General features: G+C 65.8%; 16 protein-coding genes and 1 pseudogene. 7 read left to right on the forward strand and 10 right to left on the reverse strand.

Annotated features, from left to right (window positions below):
- The first annotated feature begins 119 nt into the window (after positions 1–119).
- The gene (locus DWA33_RS22915; protein ID WP_114360809.1) at positions 120–1,355 is read left to right on the forward strand and encodes an ABC transporter substrate-binding protein; all 1,236 of its coding nucleotides are present in this window, start codon (positions 120–122) and stop codon (positions 1,353–1,355) included.
- A gap of 345 nt (positions 1,356–1,700) precedes the next feature.
- Positions 1,701–2,930: an ABC transporter substrate-binding protein gene (locus DWA33_RS22920; protein WP_114360810.1), complete on the forward strand. Its 1,230-nt coding sequence runs from the start codon at positions 1,701–1,703 to the stop codon at positions 2,928–2,930.
- A 94-nt stretch (positions 2,931–3,024) separates the two neighbouring features.
- Here DWA33_RS22920 and DWA33_RS22925 read toward each other — a convergent pair whose 3' ends face one another.
- Positions 3,025–3,525 carry a YciE/YciF ferroxidase family protein gene (locus DWA33_RS22925; RefSeq protein WP_114360811.1) on the reverse strand — a complete coding sequence of 167 codons (501 nt, stop codon included), beginning with the start codon at positions 3,523–3,525 and terminating at the stop codon, positions 3,025–3,027.
- A 211-nt stretch (positions 3,526–3,736) separates the two neighbouring features.
- Here DWA33_RS22925 and DWA33_RS22930 point away from each other — a divergent pair, with 211 nt between their 5' ends.
- Together DWA33_RS22930 and DWA33_RS22935 are read left to right on the forward strand one after the other, a co-directional pair.
- Entirely contained in the window at positions 3,737–4,795 is a 1,059-nt protein-coding gene (locus tag DWA33_RS22930; RefSeq protein WP_114360812.1) for a transporter, read from the forward strand.
- Positions 4,796–4,886: 91 nt separating this feature from the next.
- Positions 4,887–6,977 (forward strand): carbohydrate porin, encoded by a 2,091-nt coding sequence (locus DWA33_RS22935; RefSeq protein WP_347337911.1) that lies wholly within the window; start codon positions 4,887–4,889, stop codon positions 6,975–6,977.
- 215 nt (positions 6,978–7,192) lie between these two features.
- Here the strand turns inward: DWA33_RS22935 and DWA33_RS22940 are convergent, their stop codons facing one another.
- The gene (locus DWA33_RS22940) at positions 7,193–8,365 is read right to left on the reverse strand and encodes a M20 aminoacylase family protein (RefSeq protein ID WP_114360813.1); all 1,173 of its coding nucleotides are present in this window, start codon (positions 8,363–8,365) and stop codon (positions 7,193–7,195) included.
- Positions 8,366–8,488: 123 nt separating this feature from the next.
- Here DWA33_RS22940 and DWA33_RS22945 point away from each other — a divergent pair, with 123 nt between their 5' ends.
- Positions 8,489–10,108: a GMC family oxidoreductase gene (locus DWA33_RS22945; protein ID WP_114360814.1), complete on the forward strand. Its 1,620-nt coding sequence runs from the start codon at positions 8,489–8,491 to the stop codon at positions 10,106–10,108.
- A 576-nt stretch (positions 10,109–10,684) separates the two neighbouring features.
- Here DWA33_RS22945 and DWA33_RS22950 read toward each other — a convergent pair.
- The 8 genes and pseudogenes from DWA33_RS22950 to hpnN all read right to left on the reverse strand — a co-directional run bounded on the left by DWA33_RS22950 (position 10,685) and on the right by hpnN (position 18,872).
- Complete coding sequence (locus DWA33_RS22950) at positions 10,685–11,770, reverse strand: HsdM family class I SAM-dependent methyltransferase (protein ID WP_283808616.1); 1,086 nt, start codon at positions 11,768–11,770, stop codon at positions 10,685–10,687.
- 54 nt (positions 11,771–11,824) lie between these two features.
- A pseudogene (locus DWA33_RS25635) lies at positions 11,825–12,109 on the reverse strand (type I restriction-modification system subunit M N-terminal domain-containing protein); the annotation flags it as partial.
- A 69-nt stretch (positions 12,110–12,178) separates the two neighbouring features.
- Positions 12,179–12,517 (reverse strand): hypothetical protein, encoded by a 339-nt coding sequence (locus tag DWA33_RS22955; protein WP_114360816.1) that lies wholly within the window; start codon positions 12,515–12,517, stop codon positions 12,179–12,181.
- Between the two features lie 155 nt (positions 12,518–12,672).
- Positions 12,673–13,083: a type II toxin-antitoxin system VapC family toxin gene (locus tag DWA33_RS22960; protein WP_114360817.1), complete on the reverse strand. Its 411-nt coding sequence runs from the start codon at positions 13,081–13,083 to the stop codon at positions 12,673–12,675.
- Between the two features lie 7 nt (positions 13,084–13,090).
- The gene (locus tag DWA33_RS22965) at positions 13,091–13,396 is read right to left on the reverse strand and encodes an antitoxin (protein WP_114360823.1); all 306 of its coding nucleotides are present in this window, start codon (positions 13,394–13,396) and stop codon (positions 13,091–13,093) included.
- A 175-nt stretch (positions 13,397–13,571) separates the two neighbouring features.
- Positions 13,572–14,414 carry a universal stress protein gene (locus DWA33_RS22970; RefSeq protein ID WP_114360824.1) on the reverse strand — a complete coding sequence of 281 codons (843 nt, stop codon included), beginning with the start codon at positions 14,412–14,414 and terminating at the stop codon, positions 13,572–13,574.
- Positions 14,415–14,541: 127 nt separating this feature from the next.
- A complete protein-coding gene (hpnO, locus tag DWA33_RS22975) occupies positions 14,542–15,933 on the reverse strand; it encodes an aminobacteriohopanetriol synthase HpnO (RefSeq protein WP_114360818.1) in 1,392 nt (463 codons plus the stop codon).
- Between the two features lie 332 nt (positions 15,934–16,265).
- Positions 16,266–18,872 carry a hopanoid transporter HpnN gene (gene hpnN / locus DWA33_RS22980; RefSeq protein ID WP_114360819.1) on the reverse strand — a complete coding sequence of 869 codons (2,607 nt, stop codon included), beginning with the start codon at positions 18,870–18,872 and terminating at the stop codon, positions 16,266–16,268.
- Positions 18,873–19,182: 310 nt separating this feature from the next.
- Here hpnN and ispH point away from each other — a divergent pair, with 310 nt between their 5' ends.
- Positions 19,183–20,127: a 4-hydroxy-3-methylbut-2-enyl diphosphate reductase gene (ispH, locus tag DWA33_RS22985; protein WP_114360820.1), complete on the forward strand. Its 945-nt coding sequence runs from the start codon at positions 19,183–19,185 to the stop codon at positions 20,125–20,127.
- A gap of 41 nt (positions 20,128–20,168) precedes the next feature.
- Entirely contained in the window at positions 20,169–21,329 is a 1,161-nt protein-coding gene (hpnH, locus tag DWA33_RS22990; protein ID WP_114360821.1) for an adenosyl-hopene transferase HpnH, read from the forward strand.
- Positions 21,330–21,471 lie beyond the last annotated feature (142 nt).

The raw sequence follows: 21,471 nt of genomic DNA on the forward strand, positions 1-21,471 counted from the left end.
CGCGCGCCGATTTCCCTTGCGGCGGCTTTTGGTTGCTGCATCCGCGAGAAACGTGTTCAATCGGCTCCGGACCTCGACGTCCACACAAGAAGAATCGAAAATCCCAAGGAGCCTTTTTGATGCCTACCTTCCGTTCGCGCGCGCTCGCCGCCTCGGCAGCCGTCGCCGTCAGCTTCGCCGCATTCACCGGCGCCGCCTTCGCTCAGAAGAAATACGACACCGGCGCGTCCGACACCGAGATCAAGATCGGCAATATCATGCCCTATTCGGGCCCGGCATCGGCCTACGGCACCATCGGCAAGACCGAGGAAGCCTATTTCCGGATGATCAACGAACAGGGCGGCATCAACGGCCGCAAGATCAACTTCATCAGCTACGACGACGCCTACTCGCCGCCGAAGGCGGTCGAACAGGCCCGCAAGCTGGTCGAGAGCGACGAGGTGCTGGCGGTGTTCAATCCGCTCGGCACGCCGTCCAACACCGCGATTCAGAAGTATCTCAACGCCAAGAAGGTGCCGCAACTGTTCGTCGCCACCGGCGCCAGCAAGTGGAACGACCCGAAGACCTTCCCGTGGACGATCGGCTGGCAGCCCTCGTACCAGAGCGAGGCCAAGATCTACGTCAAGTACATCCTGAAGGAAAAGCCAAACGCCAAGGTGGCGATCCTGTATCAGAACGACGACTTCGGGAAGGACTACCTCAAGGGCACGCTCGACGGCTTCGGCGACAAGGCCAAGTCGATGGTGATCGCCGAGGAGCCCTACGAGATCTCCGAGCCGACCATCGACAGCCACATCGTCAAGCTGAAGGCGCTCAACCCCGACGTGCTGTTGATCTACACCACGCCGAAATTCGCCGCCCAGACCATCCGCAAGACCGCCGAGCTCGGCTGGAAACCGCTGCAGATCCTCACCAACGTGTCCGCCTCGGTCGGCAGCGTGATGCAGCCCGCCGGCTTCGACAACGCGCAGGGCGTGCTCTCGGCCAACTACGCCAAGGACGCGACCGACGAGCAGTGGCGCAACGACCCGAAGTTCAAGAACTGGCACGCCTTCGTTGACAAGTACATGCCGGGCACCAGCAAGTCCGACAGCAACATGGTTTACGGTTACGGCGCCGCCTCCACGCTGGTCGAAGTGCTGAAGCGCTGCGGTGACGACCTGACCCGTGCCAACGTCATGAAGCAGGCGGCGAGCCTGAAGGATTTCGAGCCGGACACGCTGCTGCCGGGCATCAAGATCAACACCTCGCCCACCGACTTCGCCCCGATCAGCCAATTGCAGATGATGCGGTTCAAGGGCGACCGCTGGGAGCTGTTCGGCGACATCATCTCCGCCGACGCCGCAACAAACTGATCGTACGGTCACGGACGCCCCGTCCGAACCCCGCCCCCGGCAAGCGATTGCCGGGGGCTTTTGTTTGCCCGGCCGGCGAATCGGCCGCACTGAGTTCGCGCCTCCGCCACAACCGCCGCGGGCGGTTGCAGCGCATCAAGACCGGACACGACAGCACGACTGGTAGTTCTACCTGGGTGATTAGTTCGCAATCAGTTACTTTGCACTGCAACAATTCGATTGCGACCATTCTGTCGCCGGCTGCTGCTTGCTGGCGACGCGGAGAAGGTGTTCAATGTCGCCAAAGGGCCGGCAAGAGCCCGCAATCGACACAACAATCATACATCCAAGAAAAGGGAGTTCGAAATGCCTTCACTCCGTTCGCACGCGGCTGCGCTTTCCGCGGCACTCCTCGTCAGCTTCGCAGCCTCGAGCGGCGCGCTCGCGCAGAAGAAATACGATCCCGGCGTGAGCGATACCGAGATCAAGATCGGCAACATCATGCCCTACAGCGGACCGGCCTCCGCCTACGGCGTGATCGGGCGCACCGAAGCCGCCTACTTCAAGATGATCAACGACAAGGGCGGCATCAACGGCCGCAAGATCAACTTCATCAGCTACGACGACGCCTATTCGCCGCCGAAGACGGTGGAGCAGGCACGCAAGCTGGTCGAGAGCGACGAGGTGCTGCTGATCTTCAACTCGCTCGGCACGCCGCCGAATTCGGCGATCCACAAATACATGAACAGCAAGAAGGTGCCGCAGCTGTTCGTCGCCACCGGTGCGACCAAGTGGAACGACCCGAAGGACTTCCCCTGGACGATGGGTTGGCAGCCGAACTACCAGAGCGAGACCCAGATCTACGCCAAGTACATTCTGAAGCAGATGCCGAACGCCAAGATCGCGGTGCTGTACCAGAACGACGACTACGGCAAAGACTACCTGAAGGGCCTCGAAGACGGGCTCGGCGCCAAGGCCGCGTCGATGATCGTGATGAAGGAGAGCTACGAGGTCTCGTCGCCGACCATCGACAACCAGATCGTCAAGCTGAAATCGACCGGCGCCGACATCTTCGTCAACATCACCACGCCGAAATTCGCCGCGCAGGCGATCAAGAAGCTGGCCGAAGTCGGCTGGAAGCCGACGCACTTCCTCAACAACGTGTCGGCTTCGGTCGGCAGCGTGATCAAGCCGGCCGGCTTCGACAACGCCCAGGGCATCATCTCGGCGGCGTATCTGAAGGACGTCTCCGACGAGCAGTGGAAGGACGACGCCGGCATGAAGGAGTTCATCGCCTTCATGGATAAGGAGTTCCCGGAAGGCAACAAGCTCGACGGCGGCACCGTGGTCGGCTACGGCGTGGCCCAGACGCTGGTCGAAGTGCTGAAGAAGTGCGGCGACAACCTCACCCGCGCCAACGTCATGAAGCAGGCCGCCAGCCTGAAGGACTTCCGCACCGAAGTTCTGCTGCCCGGCATCAAGATCAACACCTCGGCGACCGACTTCGCGCCGATCAGCCAGTTGCAGTTGATGCGGTTCAAGGGCGACAAGTGGGAGCTGTTCGGCGACGTCATCAGCGCCGACGTCGGCGGCTGATCCTTCGCGGACAATCCGACGAACACAGGCCCCGGGCGGCAGCGCCCGGGGCCTCGTCGTCTCGATTCGCCGATCCGCCTGAGGAATGGCAGGCTCAGGCCGCGGCCTCGTAGTTGACCTCGCTCTCGGCAAGCTTGGACAGAGTCTGATCGGTGGTCTTTTCCTGCTGCAAGGTCTGGTCGATCAGCTTGACGGCATCCTTCATGCCGAGCAGGCCGGCCCAGGTCTTCAGCGTGCCGTAACGGGAGATCTCGTAGTGCTCGACCGCCTGGGCGGCGGCGAGCAGGCCGGCATCGAGCGCCTCGGTGCCCTTGTACTCGTCCATGATCTCCTTGCCCTCGTCGATGATGCCGAGGATCGCGTCGCAGGTCTTGCCGCGGGCCGGCTTCTCGAGCAGCTCGAACACCTGCTCCAGCCGCTCGATCTGGCCTTCGGTCTCGTCGCGATGCTTCTCGAACGCGGCGCGCAGCTTGTCGGAGGTCGCCGCCTTGGCCATCTTCGGCAGCGCCTTCAGAATCTGCTTCTCGGCGAAATAGATGTCCTTCAGGGTATCGAGGAACAGGTCGTTGAGGTCCTTGTCCTTGGTCCCAGCCATATTGCTACTCTCCATGAGCCGTGAGTGAGGGGCTTGCCCCCCGCCTAACGCCACCTTCGCCGGATCGTTCCTCCGGCACCGTTGTCATCCAACTGTCAAATCACTGCGGCACAGTCGCCGTGCTGCGAGGTGATGATGATCCCGAAAATGTCCGGCCCAAACACGGTGGCGCCGGCCGCAGGCGGCGCACGGCGTCGCCCGGGCTGAGCCGATGTCCGTTCCTCTGCCCCGCAACGGTGCGATCGCGGACCGCTTTGCCGGCACGTCGCAGCTGCTGGCCGACGGAGCTCCGGGCGTGCGAACGCCGGCCCCCGGTCTGGTGTGGGCGTTCTGGATCGACGCCGCCGGCGTCGCGCAGTCCCTCCCCCACGATGCGGCGTTCAGCTTCGAGCGAGACGGCTGGTATTGGTTGCATTTCAACTTGGCGGACTCCCGCGCCCAGCTCTGGCTGTCGGAGCTGACCTTGCCGCCGCCGGCTCAGGCCCTTCTGCAATCCAAGGAGACCTATCAACAGCTCCACAGCGTCGAGGGCTGCGTCTACGGCGTGATCGCCGATTTGATGCGCGACATCGCCGACGCCACCGAGGACACCGGCTTCCTGCGCTTCGTGATGACCGAAAGGCTGTTGATCACCGGCCGCTACCAGGCGCTGTGCGCGGTCGACACCGCGCGGCGGGCGCTGGAACGCGGCCTCCGGGTCGATCACTGCGCGGCGCTGTTCGAGGTCATCGTTCACAACGTCGCTGACGCGATGGAAGGCATCGCCGACGAGGCCGCCGAGACGCTGGACCGGATCGAGGACAAGCTGGTGTCCGAGGACACCGACGATTTGCGCCAGGGGCTCGGCCGGCTGCGCCGCACCTGCGTGCGGCTGCACCGGCATCTGTCGGGCCTGCGCATCGTGCTGCACCGATTCGACCGTGATCGCGGTGCCGATCTCCCCCCATCGCTCCGGCCCCGCGCCGGCAAGCTCGCACAACGGCTCGACGGTCTCGACCACACCGTGACCGAAATGCGCGAACGCAGCCGGCTGCTGCAGGAAGAGCTGCACCTGCAGATCGAGGAACAGGGCAACAACAGCCTGCGGGTGCTGTCGGTGCTCACCGCGCTGCTGCTACCGCCGACCCTGGTCACGGGCATGTTCGGGATGAACCTGCACGGTCTGCCGTTCTCCGAAGACGGCGGCGGCTTCGGCTGGGCGATCTCGATCATGCTGCTGTCGTCGATCGTCGCCTATGTGGTGATGAAGCGCTTCGGTCTGATCAGGTAGTCAGCCGCCTGTGCCCCTCCTTGTCGGCGCGTCGCTAGCCCGCCCGAGGCCGGGCTGTGGCCCGGCGGCTACGCCGCCGCGAAATCTGGCGATGGCTCCGATCGACGGCACCGGTGTTCCGATCGCTGTGATACGGGACGCAAACTCGAAGACCTGGACGACCGACCGCGTGCGAACCAAGCTGCTCTTGCCACTCCTCGCTGCCGCCACGATCTGCACCGCCCCCGCGGCGGCGGCCGACCTCGTGCGCACAGCACCGGCCGCGCCGCGCACGGTTTTCGACTGGAGCGGGTTCTATATCGGCGCGCATTTCAGCGCGGTCGCCGGTCACTCCGACTGGAGCTCCGCCCCTGCCGGCGGCAGCGGCTCGATCGACCTGTTCGATGCGTTTCAACTGTTCAAGGGCACCGGCAGTTACGTGGTCGGGCTGCAGGCCGGCTACAATTGGATGCTGCCGTCGCGCTGGCTGATCGGCGTCGAGGCCGATCTCAATTCGCCCAACACCATCGGCGGCAACACCGGCAACACGCTGCCGTCGGGCACCGTCGGCGGCCACGATCACCAGGCGCTGCTCGGCGGCACCGTGCGCGGCCGTCTCGGCTACGCGCTGGGCGGCTGGCTGCCCTACGTCACCGCCGGCTTCGCCTGGAGCTACGACCGGCTGCGCTGGCCGCCGGATCCCGCGCTCGCGCAGCAGGAGACCGCGCTGCTGTGGCGCCTCGGCTGGTCCGCGGGCGCCGGCATCGACCTGCCGCTGTCACCGGCCTGGAGCGCACGCGCCGAATATCTGGCGACCGGGTTCGGCAACGGCACCGTCAACTTTCCGATCGCCGGCGAGCGCATCACCTCCGACGTGCTGACCCATGCGGTTCGGCTCGGTCTGAACTACCGGCTCGGCGAGGACCTGACCAAGTCCGACGTGTTCACCAAGGGGATCGACGCGCTGGAGCTGGAGCGGTTCGCGGTACACGGCCAGAGCACCTTTACCTGGCAATATGCGCCCGGCTTCCGCTCGCCCTATCTCGGCACCAACAGCCTGAAGCCGAACCAGGCACGCCAGACCTTCGATGCCACCTTCTATGTCGGCGCCAAGCTGTGGGACGGCGCCGAGTTCTGGATCAATCCGGAGATCAATCAGGGCTTCGGCCTCAGCGGCACCTTCGGCGTCGCGGCCTTCCCGAGCGCTGAGTCCTACAAGGTCGGCGCCGACTATCCGTATGCGCGGGTGCCGCGCTATTTCGTGCGTCAGACGCTCGATCTCGGCGGCCCGGTGGAGACCGTGCAGGGCGGGCCCAACCAGTTCGCCGGCAAGCAGTCCGTCGACCGGATCGTGATCACCGCCGGCAAGTTCTCGGTCGCCGACATTTTCGACGTCAACAAATACGCCCACGATCCGCGCGTCGACTTCCTGAATTGGGGCCTCGCCGACGCCCTGACCTTCGACTACGCGGCGGACGCCTGGGCCTTCACCTACGGCGCCGCCGCGGAGTGGTACACGGGCGCCTGGACGGTGCGCGCCGGCGTGTTCGATCTGCCCGTGACGCCCAACAACACCGACCTCGATCCCACGTTCGGCCAGTTCCAGCTGGTCGGCGAGCTCGAGCATCGCCACGAGTTCTGGGGACTTCCGGGGAAGCTGCTGGTCACCGGCTTCCTCAATCGCGCCCGGCTCGGCAATTTCAACGACGCCGTGCGGCAGGCGCAGGGGGCCGGCACCACGCCGAGCATCGCCGACGTGCGCCGCTACACCTCCAAGACCGGCCTGTCCGCCAGCCTCGAACAGGAGCTCACCGCCGACATCGGAATGTTCGCACGCGCCGGCTTCAGCAGCCCCAATCTCGAGACCAACGCCTTCACCGATTCCGATCGCACGCTGTCGGCCGGGCTGTCGCTGTCGGGGCGGATGTGGGGCCGCGAGGGCGACACCGTCGGGCTCGGCGGCTTGCTCAACCACATCTCGGCGTCGCGGATCGCCTATCTCGACGCCGGCGGCCTGACGGCGATCATCGGCGACGGCCGGCTGCCCAACCCGGGCGACGAGACGGTGTTCGAAGCTTATTACAGCCTGCCGCTGTATTCCTGGCGGCTGACCGCGGACTATCAGTTCATCGCCAACCCGGCGTTCAATCGCGACCGCGGCCCGGTGCACCTGATCGCGACGCGGCTGCGCACGCAGTTTTAGGACCGTTCTGTTTCCGATCGGTTCGGGGGTGGCGCTCTGCAGCCCTCACAGCAGACAAAACCTCATGGTGAGGAGGCGCGAAGCGCCGTCTCGAACCATGTGCCGCGAGTCATGCGCTGCCTCATCCTTCGAGACGCCCGGCTTCGCCGGGCTCCTCAGGATGAGGTCCGTGCGCTCGTCAAAGACCTTATCGCCTCAATTAGTCGATGCCGCACTCACGCCGCGAGCTGGGTCTCCACCAGCCGGACCCAATACGAGGTGCCGTACACGATCGCTTCGTCGTTGAAGTCGTAGGCCGGGTGGTGCAGCCCGGCGCTGTCGCCGTTGCCGATGAACACGAACGCGCCCGGCCGCTTCTCCAGCATGTAGGCGAAATCCTCGGCGCCCATCAGCGGCGGCAGCGGCATCACGTTGGCCTCGCCGGCGACCTCGCGCGCCACCCGCATCGCCACGTCGGTCTCGGCCAGATGATTGACCAGCACCGGATAGCCGCGCTCGTAGGTCAGATCGATCCTGGTGCCGGTCACCTGCGCGACACCGGCGACGACGTCGCGCACCCGCTGCTCGACGGAGTCGCGCACCGCCGCCGTCATCGTCCGCACCGTGCCCTTCAGCTCGGCGACTTGCGGGATCACGTTGCGGGCGTTGCCGGCGTGGAATTCGCACATCGACAGCACCGCCGCCTCGAACGGATCGACGTTGCGCGACACGATGCCCTGCAGCGCGGTGATCAGTTGTGCGCCGGCCAGCACCGGATCGACGCACAGATGCGGCCGCGCGGCGTGACCGCCGTGGCCTTCGATGCGAATGTCGATCGCGTCGGTCGCCGCCATCACCGGCCCCGGACTGATCGCGAAGGTCCCGACCGGGATGCCGGGGCCGTTGTGCATGCCGTAGACCTGCTCGATGCCGAACCGCTCCATCAGCCCGTCATCGATCATCGCCGCGGCGCCGGCGCCGCCCTCCTCGGCCGGCTGGAAGATCACCACCGCGTCGCCGGCGAAGTTGCGGGTCTCGGCGAGATAGCGCGCGGCGCCGAGCAGCATCGCGGTGTGACCGTCGTGGCCGCAGGCGTGCATCTTGCCCGGCACCTTGGAAGCGTAAGGCAGCCCGGTCGCCTCCGTGATCGGCAGGGCGTCCATGTCGGCGCGCAATCCGATGGTCCGGATCTCGCCGCCGTTCGCTGGCTTGCCGCCGCGGATCACGCCGACCACGCCGGTGCGGCCGAGCCCGGTGACCACCTCGTCGCAGCCGAATTCGCGCAACCGTTCGGCGACGAACGCCGCGGTGCCGTCGACATCATACATCAGCTCCGGCTGCTGATGCAGCGTGCGGCGCCAGGCCGCAATGTCGGGCTGCAGGTCGGCGACGCGGTTGTTCACGGGCATGAGGTGGTGCGGCTCCAATTGTCCAAGTCAGCAGGCTAGCCGCCCCGTCCCGGTCCGGCAACTGTACAGCGCCGGCCCGCGGCGCTAAGCCTCTGCCCAACCATAAACGCACGGGCGGAAGCGATGACGGAACGGATCGAAGGCGAATTCGACACCATCGTGGTGGGCGCGGGCACCGCAGGTTGCATCGTCGCCAACCGGCTATCCGCCGATCCGAGCCGGAAGGTGCTGCTGCTCGAAGCCGGCGGCCGCGACAACTGGATCTGGTTTCACATCCCGGTCGGCTATCTGTTCGCGATCGGCAATCCGCGCTCCGACTGGATGTTCAAGACCGAGCCCGAGCCTGGCCTGAATGGTCGGTCATTGGCCTATCCGCGCGGCAAGGTGATCGGCGGCTCGTCGGCCATCAACGCGATGATTTCGATGCGCGGCCAGGCCGCCGATTACGATCATTGGCGCCAGCTCGGCCTCACCGGCTGGGGCTGGGACGACGTCCGCAAGGTGTTCCGCCGGCTCGAAGACCATTTCCTCGGCGACAGCGAGCATCACGGCGCCGGCGGCGGCTGGCGGATCGAGGCGGCGCGGCTGTCGTGGCCGATCCTCGATGCGGTGGCGAACGCGGCCTGCGAGATGGGAATCCCGCGCAGCGCCGATTTCAACACCGGCTACAACGAAGGCGTCGGCTATTTCCACGTCAACCAGAAGCGCGGCCGGCGCTGGTCGTCGGCGCGCGGCTTTCTCAAGCCTGCACTGCACCGCTCCAACCTGCGGCTCGAAACCAATGTCGTGGTCGACCACGTACTGGTCGAGAACGGCCGCGCGGTCGGCGTCCGCTTCCTGCAGAACGGCGTGCCGATCGAAGCCCGCGCCCGCTGCGAGGTGGTGCTGTGCGCCGGCGCGATCGGCTCGATCCAGGTGCTGCATCGCTCCGGCATCGGCCCGGCCGAATGGCTGAAGCCGCTCGGCATCGAACCGGTGCTTGATCGCCCTGGCGTCGGCCGCAACCTGCAGGACCATCTGCAGCAGCGCGCGATCTACAAGGTCAGCGGCGGCCGCACGTTGAACGAGATCTATCACTCGCTGCCGCGGCGCGCCTGGATGGGGGTCGACTACGCGCTGCGCCGCCGCGGCCCGCTCACCATGGCGCCGTCGCAGCTCGGCATCTTCACCCGCTCCGACCCGCATCAGGAGCGCGCCAACATTCAGTTCCACGTCCAGCCGCTGTCGCTCGACAAGTTCGGCGATCCGTTGCACCGCTTCCCTGCGATCACCGTCAGCGCCTGTAATTTGCGGCCGACTTCGCGCGGCGAGATCAAACTGAAATCGACGGCGCTCGACGCGGCCCCATCGATCGCCCCGCATTATCTGTCGACCGCCGAAGACTGCCACGTCGCCGCCGACGCGATCCGCGTCACGCGCCGGCTGATGAAGCAGCAGGCGCTGGCGACGTATCACCCCGAGGAGTATCTGCCCGGCCCGTCGGTCGGCGACGACGACGCCTCGCTCGCCAAGGCTGCCGGCGACATCGGCACCACGATCTTCCATCCGGTCGGCACCGCCAAGATGGGCCGCGCCGACGATCCGCTCGCGGTGGTCGACGAACGCCTGCGCTTCCACGGCCTCGATGCCTTGCGCGTCGTCGACGCCTCGATCATGCCGACGATCACCTCCGGCAACACCAACACCCCGACCGCGATGATCGCCGAGAAGGGCGCGGAGATGATTTTGCAGGATGGGAAGTAAGCGGTAAGCCACGCCCCGCTTGGATTGTCCAGCTCACGTGTCAAACAGCCACGGCAATTCGTTCTCGCGGCGCCTGATGCGTCGGAGCCGTGCACCCGTCGCTGCGCAGCGAGGGGTGGGGGCGCGCCGGTCGGCGCAAAGGGTGGTGCTGATCGCGATGGCTGCGAACCATCGCGCTACGCCTCGTCGGCGCGCCCACCGCGGCGAGTTTTGAGCCGAAGGACCGTGCTTCCGGGACCGAGCGAGCTTGCGGGCTTTCCCCGGCCTCTACTCGACCCGTCCAGCCTCTGAAGCGGCAGCCGCTCGTAGTAGCGGCGGACGGCGACCCTCGACTTCCCGGACGACGTGGCTGCGAACCACACCGCGCAGGACGCCGCATCCGGCCGGACGATGCCGCGCAGTGCGACTTCGCCGACCCTCACCGGCCAGCCTCCCGGCCGATGATCTGTCCCACTCAACGACGCCTCGCGAAGCGCCCCTCGTGGACAGGACAAAGCGGATTATAGTCACAATAGGAATTTTGTCAAGTCGGTTCGAGGGCCAGCGTGGACGACGCGCCGCGGAGCGACGGTTGGCTCAAGCCGGCCCCTCCCCCAGCGCCTTCGACACGTTCCGGAAGCGCTCCAGTGCCGTCTCCAGGCTTTCGACGATCTCGGCGGCGACTTCGTCGGGCGGCGGCAGCAGGTCGGGATCGTCGAGGGTGTCGTCCTTGAGCCAGAAGATGTCGAGGTTGACCTTGTCACGCGCCAGCAGCGCGTCGAGCGGGTAGCGCCGAAACTTCTCGGTCTCGGTGCGCTCGGCGCGGTGGCCGGTCCGGTAGCAGGCGACGAAGTCGTCGAGGTCGGCGCGGACCATCGGGCGCTCCTTCAGCGTGAAGCGCTGGTTGGTCCGCAGATCGTAAATCCACAGCTCCTTGGTCGAGGCAGCCTCAGACGGCGGCTTCTTGTCGAAGAACAGCACGTTCGCCTTGACGCCCTGCTTGTAGAAAATGCCGGTCGGCAGCCGCAGCAGGGTGTGGAAGTCGAAGTTCTGCAGCAGCCGGCGCCGGATGGTCTCGCCGGCGCCGCCCTCGAACAGCACGTTGTCGGGCAGCACCACCGCCGCTTCGCCGTTCGGCGCCAGCACCGTCATGATGTGCTGGAGGAAGTTGAGCTGCTTGTTCGACGTGGTGACGAAAAAGTCCTGGCGGTCGTAGTCCTCGCGCTCGGAATCGATCTCGCCGTCGTCGCGGACGATGCGGTAGCTCTGCTTCTTGCCGAACGGCGGATTGGTGAGGACGACATCGTAGGTCTTGCCGCCGACGCCGAGCAGCGCGTCCTTGGCCTCGACGATGGAGTCCACGCCGGTGATGCCGTGCAGGTACAGGTTCATCGCCGCGAGCCGCACCACCTCGGGCACGATGTCGACGCCGGAAAACTTGTTCTTCAGCTCGGAATAGACCCGACGGTCGCGCGCCTTCGGGTGCTTCTTCATGTGCTCCCAGGCCGCGAGCAGGAATCCCGCCGTGCCGCACGCCGGATCGTGCACAGTCTGATGCGGCTTTGGGTCGACCAGCGCGACCATCGCCTCGATCACCGGGCGCGGCGTGAAGTATTGCCCGGCGCCGGATTTGACGTCCTCGGCGTTCCGGGCGAGCAGCCCTTCGTAGATGCTGCCCTTCACATCGACCGGCAGGGCGAGCCAGGTTTCGCCGTCGATCAGGCCGACCAGGCGCTTGAGCTTGGCCGGGTCTTGGATTTCGTTCTGCGCTTTCAGGAAAATCGCGCCGATGATGCCGGGCTGCTTCGACAGTTTTTCGAGCAGCCTGCCGTAGGTCGTGCCCAGGGCCTCGCCGGACAATTCCTTGATATCGGCCCAGCGCGCGCCGTCGGGCAGCATCGATGCTTCGCCGATCTGCTCGACGCGCTCCTCGTCCATCTTGAGGAACAGCAGGTAGGAAATCTTGCTGATGTAGGCTTGGTAGGAGACGCCCTGGTCGCGCAGCACGTGCGCGAAATTCCAGACCTTGGCGACGAGCGATTGCGGGTTCGCAGCAGACTTTCATCGAGAGGCGCGGATGCGCACGGGTGATCAGAATTTTCCGGGCGGGCAGTCCGGAAGATGGATTTCGTATTCGAAAACGTGACGCGGCAAATCGGGCGCGCCGCGTGGCGGCAATTTGCTTTCGTCGAAATAGACCACCGTCCAGTCCGGCAGCGCGCGCTTGACCCTGCGGGCGATGTATAGGCCGAAGGCGGCGTGCGCGGCGCCGTCGAACGGCAGCCGATCCGCGTCGGTGGAGTCGGCTGCTTCGTACCACTCCTGCCAGCCCAGCAGCATGCGGTGGATGTCGGACGGCACCGGCAGGTCTTCGGCCGAGACTGAACGGCCCTGCTTGTCCCAGACGCCTTCGGCCGAATAGTCGCACATGATGCGAACCCAGCGGTCGGCGAACGGCGGCGCGCCTTCGTCAGTCGTTTCGCAAGCGTCCTTCCTCCACGGCCGCGTCGGGCAACTGTAGTCTGCGGCGAAAGTCGCGCCAGCAGCGCCCTGGTCGGCTCGTCAGGGAGCGCACGCTCAACCCGTCACGCCGTCCAATCGGTGACCATCAGCCCGGGCACGCGCTCGAACTCGCGCCGCTTGGCAGTGACCAGGATCGCGCCGCGGGCGCGCGCCTGCGCGGCGATCAGGATATCATAGGGTCCGATCAGTGCGCCCGCCCGGCTGAGCCCGGCGCGGATGTCGGCGGCTTGCGCGGCGTCGGCTGCGTTGAAAGTCACGACGGTTATGCCGGTATCGTCCAGGAAAGCCTCGAGCGCACGCATGTTCGCTTCCGGCCGCTGGCTGTGGTGTGCGCCGAAGCGCAGCTCGAACAGCACGATACTCGAAATCGCGAGCGGACTGCCGGAGGCACAGGCAGCGGCGAAACTGTCGCGAAGCCGCGGCGATCGCTTACGCAGCAGATCGACGACGACATTGGTATCAAGAAACAACACGGCGTCGTCAATCGAACGAAGGCTTGTCGTCGAGGTCCCGCCGCAGGTCGTCGTCTGTCAGGTCGGGGAAATCCCGCGCGCCGAGCGCGTCGAGCTTGGCCCAGAATGCCTCGGCGTCGAACGGCTTCCGCTTCAGCGGCTCCAGGATGACCTTGTCGCCCTGCCGTGAGACGCGCACCTCCGAGCCTTCGAAGCGGAACGCTTTGGGCAGGCGCACCGCCTGGCTACGGCCGTGCATGAACAGCTTGGCGGTCGCCGGCGCGTCGGGCGCGGATGGCGGCGATGCCCCGGACCTCTTGGCGCGATTGGGCACGACCAAGCCTCCGAATTGATATCTACCAATGATATATATCATTGCAACTGGGCATCGTCAAAGCAACAGCGCCCGCTGCGGCAGCTATCGAGGCTCGACGATCACGGCGAAGCTGCACACGTGCTTGACCGCGTGCGACCATGCTGTTGCCGGCACGCCGTTCCGTTCGCAGGCCTCAATGCGCGATCAGCGTCGGGATCGTCACCTTGCCGAGCAAGGTGCGGGTCACGCCGCCGAACAGCAATTCGCGCCGCGGCGAGTGGCTGTAGGCGCCGAGCACGATCAGGTCGGATTGGTCTTCGGCGGCGTAGCGCCGGATCACTTCGGCGATCGGCTCGCCTTTGGACTGCAACTGTTCGACGCGCGTGTTGACGCCATGACGGCTCAGGAAATGCGCCATGTTGGCGCCCGGCTCGTGGCCGTGCATCGGGTTCTTCTCGGCGTCGACCACGACCACCGCCACCGACGCTGCGGCAGCCAGGATCGGCATCGAATCGGTCACCGCGCGCCGCGCCTCGCGGCTGGCGTTCCAGGCCAGCAGCACGTTGGTTGCGACCGGCCGATCGCGCCAGTCCTGCGGAACGATCAGATGCGGAACGCCGGACGACAGCAGCATCTGCTCCGGCGACCATGACGACGGCAGGCCGCCCGGTGCGGGATGCCCGACCACCACCAGATCGGTGTGCATGCAGTGCAGCCGCGCCAGATCGGCGACCTCGGCGTCGGGAATCACGCGGAATTCAAACGACGGGGTTTCGCGATCGGCCAGCGTTTCGAACTGCCGGCTTGCGCCTTCCAGCGCCTCGCGCTCGGCCAGACCCTGGCGTTCCAGCATCTCCTTGATCGCACCGCCGCCCTGAATGAAGGCGTTGGCGTGATCGTTCCGCCATGCCGTCGGCATCACGAACGCACCGATCAGATGCGCACCGTGCTGGACGGCCAGCCGTGCGGCGTAGCGGATCCGCGCTTCGCAGACGGCGGTCGGATCGACGAAAACAACTAAGGATCGCAGCGACATTGCACTCGCCATTGCTGGAGGGCGGGTGTCGCACGACGTCGACACGAAGGCAGCGACGTCGCACGGGCGACTTTCGTCAGGTCGGGCGCACGCGGCATGCGCCGCGCGCGTTCGGAACGGGGCGTTACTACGCCGATTTCCGCACCGCGTTGTCGACCAGCGTCTTGCCGAGCGACCAGATCGCGCCCGGAACCTTGTGGCTGTCGGCGATCACCTGATCGAACGAGCGTTCGATCCAGGCGCAATCGTCCTCGGTGATGGTCAGCGGCGGCAGCAGCTTGACGGTGTGCAGGCCGTGCCCGGCGACCTGGGTCAGGATCTTGTGATCCTTGAACAGCGGCACGGTGATGAGCTGGACGAACAGGCCCTTGTTGGCGCTCTCCAGCATCGTCCACGACGCCTTCAGCCGCAGCGATTTCGGCGGCCCGAATTCGACGCCGATCATCAGCCCCTTGCCGCGAACTTCCTTGAGCAGCTCGTAGCCGGGGACCATGCGGGTCAGGGCCAGCCGCAGCTCGGCGCCACGCTTGGCTGCGGCCTCGACCAGCTTCTCGGCCTTCAGCACTTCCAGCGTGGCGATGCCCGCCGCCATCGCCAGATCGTTCTTGGCGAAGGTCGAGCCGTGCACCACGGCGCGGTCCATCCGGTTGAAGATCTTGTCGAAGATCGACTTGCGCGTCAGCACCGCGCCGACCGGCACGTGGCCGCCCGACAACGCCTTCGACAGCAGCACCATGTCGGGCTCGACGTTCCAGTGCTCGACCGCGAGGAAGCGGCCGGTGCGGCCCATGCCGGTCTGGATCTCGTCGGCGACGAACAGCGTGCCGTAGCGCTTGCACAGCGCCGCCGCCGCGGGGAGGAACTCGTCGGTGGGCATGTTGACGCCCTTGCCCTGGATCGGCTCGACGATGAAGGCGGCGACCTCGCGGGTCGACAGCGCCTTCTCCAGCGCTTCGAGATCGTTGAACGGGATCGTGGTGACGCCCGGCAGCAGCGGGCCGAAGCCGCCCTGGAAGTTCGGATCGGCGGTCAGCGACAGCGCCCCGTAGGTCAGGCCGTGATAGCTGTGGTCGCAATGCACGATGCCGTTGCGCCCGGTGGCGCCGCGCGCGAACTTGATCGCGGCCTCGACGCTCTCGGCGCCGGAATTGGCGAAGAACACCTTGTCGAGATACGGCACCTGCTCGAGCAGCCGCTCGGCCAGGATGCCGGCGAGCGTCGAGACGTCGAGCTGCACCAGGTTGGGCATATCGGCATCGAGCACGCTCTGCAGCGCCTTGCGCACCACCGGATGGTTGCGGCCGAGCGCGAACACGCCGAAGCCGCTGAGCAGGTCGAGATAGCGCGCACCGTCACGATCGTAGAGGTACTGACCGGTGCCCTTCTGGAAGCCGACGTCGTAACCGATGGTTTTGAGAACGCGGACGAGCTGCTCGTTGAGATGCCGCGTGTGCATCGAGCTGCGCTGCGCTTCGCGCGCCGCGAACATCTCGGCGAGATCTAAATTCGGCTGGTGCATGGGATACTTACGTCGCTTGTTGGACCCGCCGTCAATACAAAAGGCTGACGCCGCGTCGCACTCGGGCTTTCTTTTCCGGATTGTGATGCGCCAGCGACATGCCGGCCTCGCGGCCGGGCGCCGCCGGTGCACGCCCCCTGTCCCCGGGGCCCGTATTAAGCCGGTCGAACGGCCCGGGCCAGCCCGGATTTCCCCCTGCGGCAATCGGGCCTCGACGGCCGGGGCTCAACGCAATTTTCATGCTTCGGCGCGGCGCCGCCCAAGCACAAAAACGCTTCCCCGGGACATCAGCGCATCGAGCCTCGCCACTGGCGACGCCCCGATGCGCACCCTCACAGATCGGTGTCGCCGCTCTCGTCGATGTGGCGCGGCTTGCCCATCAGCGCCGGCTGGAACAGCAGCACGGCGCCGAGCGTCGTGAGCAGCGACAGCGCCAGCAGCTTGCCCATGCTGGCCGTTCCCGGATGGCTCGACAGCCACAGGCTGCCGAACGCCGTCGCGGTGGTCAGGGCGCTGAAGAAGATCGCCCGGGTCAGCGCCGATTGCAGCAGGTTGGTGCGGCCGGCGCGCCAGGCGGTGACGTAGTAGATCTTGAACGCGACGCCGACGCCGAGCAGCAGCGGCAGCGCGACGATATTCGCGAAGTTGAGCGGCAGATCGATCAGCACGCAGATCTCCAGCGTCACCGCGCCGGCCACCAGCAGCGGCACCAGGGTCAGCGCCACGTCGGTGATGCGGCGCAGGGTGATCCACAGCAGGATCGAGATCGACAGCAGCGCCCACAGCCCGGCCTGGATGAACGAGGCCACGATGGTGTCGCCCGACTTCAGGATCGACACCGGGCCGCCGGTCGCCAGCGGCTCGGTCTGCAGCACCGCGGCAGCGAACTTGCGCAGCGTGTCGTTGTCGTTCGGATCGCCGCTCGGCAGCGCCTCGACCCGGATCTGGCCGTCCTTGGTCTTCCACGACGACACGATATCCTCGGGCAGCGTGTCGAGCGTCACCGGCTCGGCCTTGAGCATGTTGCGCAGCAGCTCGAAGTCGATCAGCAGCGGCCGGACGAACACGTCCTGGGCTTTTTCGCGGGTCGGCTGGTCGGCCTGGGCGAGCCTGGTCAGCGCCGCGGCGAGCCGGCGCGAGGCGTCGGCGCCCGGACCCGTGGCCTCACCGGCGGCGCGACGCAGCGCCTCGGCCGAGCTGTTCAGCGACGTAACATTGTCCTGATCGGACGGCGGCGGCTCGACCTGCTCCGGATTGAGCGCAGGCTCCAAGACCTTTGCCCCGTCGCGGATCAGCGCCAGCTTCTCGGGCTGGTCCGCCGGCACGAAGGTGTCGAGCGAAATCGTCCGCGCCACCTCCGGCAGCTTGCCGAGCTTGGCCTCGATCTCGCGCGCCGCCTGTTCGGACGGCGCCAGCACGTTGACGGCGTTGGCCCCGGTGTTCGGATCCTTGCGCAGGTCGAGGAAGGTCGCGATCGACTCCACCTTCGGGCTGCGCAGATTGATCGGATTGAAATCGAACTGCATGAAGTACAGCAGCGGTAGGCCGGCCAGCGCGACGCCGATGGTGCCGACGATGATGCCGATGCGGTGCTTTTCCAGGAAGTGATCGACCGGCGCCAGGAAGGCGTAGCCGAGCGGTTCCTTCTCGCCGGCCGGATTCAGCAGCTTGATCAGCGCCGGCAGCACGGTGATGCTGGAGAAGAACGCGATCGCCATGCCGGCGCCGGCGATCTCGCCGAGCTCGGAAATGCCCTTGTAGGAGGTCGGCAGGAACGACAGGAAGCCGGCGGTGGTCGACATCGCCGCCAGCGACAGCGGCACCGCGGAGTATTCCGCGGCCTGCACCAGCGCCTTGTTCAGGTCGCCGGTCTTGTGGCGTTCCGACCTGTAGCGGACGCTGAACTGGATGCCGAAATCGACGCCGAGGCCGACGAACAGCACCGCGAACGCGATCGACAGCAGATTCAGCGAATCCACCAGCATCAGCCCAACCGCAGTGGTGATCGACAGGCCGATTACCAGATTGGCGGCGACGGCGAAGATGATCTTGGAAGAATGCAGCGCCATCCATAGGATCAGCAGCACCACCACCACGGTACCGATGCCGTTGACCACGGCACCGTCCTTGACGGTGGCGAATTCCTCATTGGCGATCGGCACCGGCCCGGTCAGCCGCACCCTGGCCCCGAAATCCTGTTCGAGCTTCAGGTCGGCCGCCGCCTGCCGGATCGCGTCGGTGGCGTCCTTGCCGGGCTCCAGCGCCTTGAAGTCGAGGATCGGCTTGACCTCGATGAAGGCACGCCTGTCGGCGTCGGTCAGCGGTTCCGGATTCACCAAACCGCGCCAGGAGAAGAATGCCGGCTGCTTGCCGAGCACGTCCTCGACCGTGGCGGCGACGGTATTGAACGGTTTCGCGGTGGCATCGAGGGTCAATTCCCCCCGTTTCAGCCCGACCAGCCCGGTTTCCAAAGCTGCGGTCAGGCCGCGGATCGAGGGGTCGCCGGCCATGATTTCGATCAGCGGAACCGCCTGCTGGAACTGGGCGGTCGCCTTGGCCACCTCCTCCTTGGGCAGGAACAGAAGTCCGTTGCGGTCGAAGAAAGGCCCGCCCCCGAGCCGCTTCACCGACTCGAAGTTCTTGGTATTCTTGGATAATTCCGCCGTGAGCTTGGCCGCTGCGGCGCCGGCGAATTCCGGCGTCGGCGCCTCCACCACCGCCAGGATCAGTCTTTCCTGGTCGAACGCCTTCTCGAACGCGATATCACGTTTGCGCCAGTCGAGATCAGGCGAGATCAAATGGTTGATGTCGGTGTTGATCCCGAAATGTTCGTAAGTATAGAAACCGGCCGCGGCCGCGAGAAAGACGCCGATCAGCACAGTAAAAGCCGCGAAGCGGGTGCTGGCTTTGACAATGGAGACGATGGCACGCTTCAGCACATTTGCACTTTCTATTGTTACCGGCTGGCTTAAAATACGGCCACTCCGCCGGGTTCCGAGTCGATCGAACTGTTTCTGATGGTTCTGCGACCAAGGACTGGACAAAGTGGCCGAAAACAAGCCGGCGGAGATGTGTGCGCGGAAGTAATCTCACCAGGCCGGATTGCCAAGGGTGTTTTGCATCGCCTTGCACTGCGCCGATAAGTCCCCTGCGTCCCTTGCGGTTGCGGGTGTCCTCATACCAGCTAGATCATGCTACGGGAAAGCGACGTGCTGCCAGGAGACCGAACGATCATGAGCGTGGTGCCCCTTGTCTGAAGTTCGCCCCCTCGAAGTATTTCTTGCCCAACCCCGTGGTTTCTGCGCCGGAGTCGTGCGCGCGATCGAGATTGTCGAGCGCGCGCTGGAGAAGTACGGCCCGCCGGTCTACGTTCGCCACGAAATCGTGCACAACAAATACGTGGTCGAGAGCCTGAAGGCCAAGGGCGCGATCTTCGTCGAGGAACTGTCGGAAGTTCCGCCGAAGGCCGTCACCGTGTTCAGCGCGCACGGGGTCGCCCGCAGCATCGAGGAAGAGGCCGCTGCTCGTGACCTGCCGGTGCTCAACGCGACCTGCCCGCTGGTGACCAAAGTCCATAATCAGGGCAAGCGCTATACGTCGAAGGGCCGCACCCTGATCCTGATCGGCCATGCCGGCCATCCGGAGGTCGAGGGGACGATGGGCCAGGTTCCCGGCCCGGTGCTGCTGGTGCAGAACCTCGACGACGTCGCGGCGTTGACGCTGCCGCCGGAAACTCCGGTCGCGTACATCACCCAGACCACGCTGAGCGTCGACGACACCAAGGACATCATCGCGGCGCTTTCGCAGAAATTCCACGACATCGAGGGCCCGGACACCCGCGACATCTGCTATGCCACGCAAAACCGGCAATCGGCGGTGCGGCAGATGAGCAAGCTGGTCGACTTGATCCTGGTGGTGGGTGCCAACAACAGTTCGAACTCGAACCGGCTGCGGGAAATCGGCACCGAAGCCGGGATTCCGAGCTACCTGATTGCCGACGGCAGCGAACTCGACCCAGCCTGGCTCGACGGCAAAAAGGCCGTCGGCATCACCGCCGGCGCCTCGGCGCCCGAGGTGCTGGTCGACGACGTGATCGAAGCGCTGCGCCGGATCGTCCCGGTCACCGTCTCGGTGCTGCCGGGCCGGGAGGAAAACATCGAATTCGTTCTGCCTGCGGAGCTGGCGACAGCCTGAGCCGCGCCAACCGACATGCCCGTGAAAGAGAAGATCTCGTAATGGCTATACCGTTTCACAAGGAGCTGGTGATCGGCGGCTATCTGCTGAAGCAGAAGCTGCTCGGGCGGAAGCGTTATCCGCTGGTGCTGATGCTGGAGCCGCTGTTCCGCTGCAACCTCGCCTGCGCCGGCTGCGGCAAGATCGATTATCCCGACGCGATCCTGAACCGCCGGATGACCGCGCAGGAATGCTGGGACGCCGCCGAGGAATGCGGCGCGCCGATGGTCGCGATCCCGGGCGGCGAGCCGCTGATCCACAAGGAGATCGGCGAGATCGTGCGCGGCCTGGTGGCCCGCAAGAAGTTCGTGTCGCTGTGCACCAACGCGCTGCTGCTCGAGAAGAAGCTCGATCTGTTCGAACCCTCGCCCTATCTGTTCTTCTCGGTGCATCTCGACGGCTTGAAGGAGCACCACGACCGCGCGGTGTCGCAGAAGGGCGTGTTCGACCGCGCCGTCTCGGCGATCAAGGCGGCGAAGGCCCGCGGCTTCACCGTCAACGTCAACGCCACGATCTTCGACAACTATCCGGCGGAAGAACTGGCCGACTTCCTCGACTTCACCGAGGAGCTCGGCGTCGGCGTGTCGATCTCGCCGGGCTACGCCTATGAGCGCGCGCCCGATCAGGCCCACTTCCTCAACCGCACCAACACCAAGGAGCTGTTCCGGCAGGTGTTCGCGCGCGGCAAGGGCAAGAAGTGGAACCTGATGCACTCCAGCCTGTTCCTCGACTTCCTGGCCGGCAACCAGTCGTTCGAATGCACCCCGTGGGGCATGCCGGCACGCAACATCTTCGGCTGGCAGAAGCCGTGCTACCTGCTCGGCGAAGGCTACGCCAAGACCTTCAAGGAGCTGATGGAGACCACCGACTGGGACTCCTACGGCACCGGCAAGTACGAGAAGTGCGCCGACTGCATGGCGCATTGCGGCTACGAACCGACCGCGGCGATGGCCTCGCTGAACAATCCGCTGAAGGCCGCCTGGGTGGCGCTGCGCGGGATCAAGACCTCCGGGCCGATGGCGCCGGAGATCGACCTGTCGAAGCAGCGCCCGGCCCAGTACGTGTTCTCGGAGCAGGTCCAAAAGACGCTGACGGAGCTCCGCCGCGACGAAGCCGCCGAGGCCAAGGCCAAGCAGCAGGCGCAGGCCCCGACCGCGGCCTGATCGCGGCGACAGGTTCACCCATCAAAAGCGCGGCCGGCGGGCCGCGCCAGACCGCTGACAAACCCCGTCGATTTTCGGCGGGGTTTTATTTTTGGCGAGTGGCGCAGCGCCCGGTGTCTCAGGCTGGCGCTGGGATCGGCTT

The sequence above is a fragment of the Rhodopseudomonas pentothenatexigens genome, assembly GCF_900218015.1.
GTDB lineage: Bacteria > Pseudomonadota > Alphaproteobacteria > Rhizobiales > Xanthobacteraceae > Rhodopseudomonas > Rhodopseudomonas pentothenatexigens.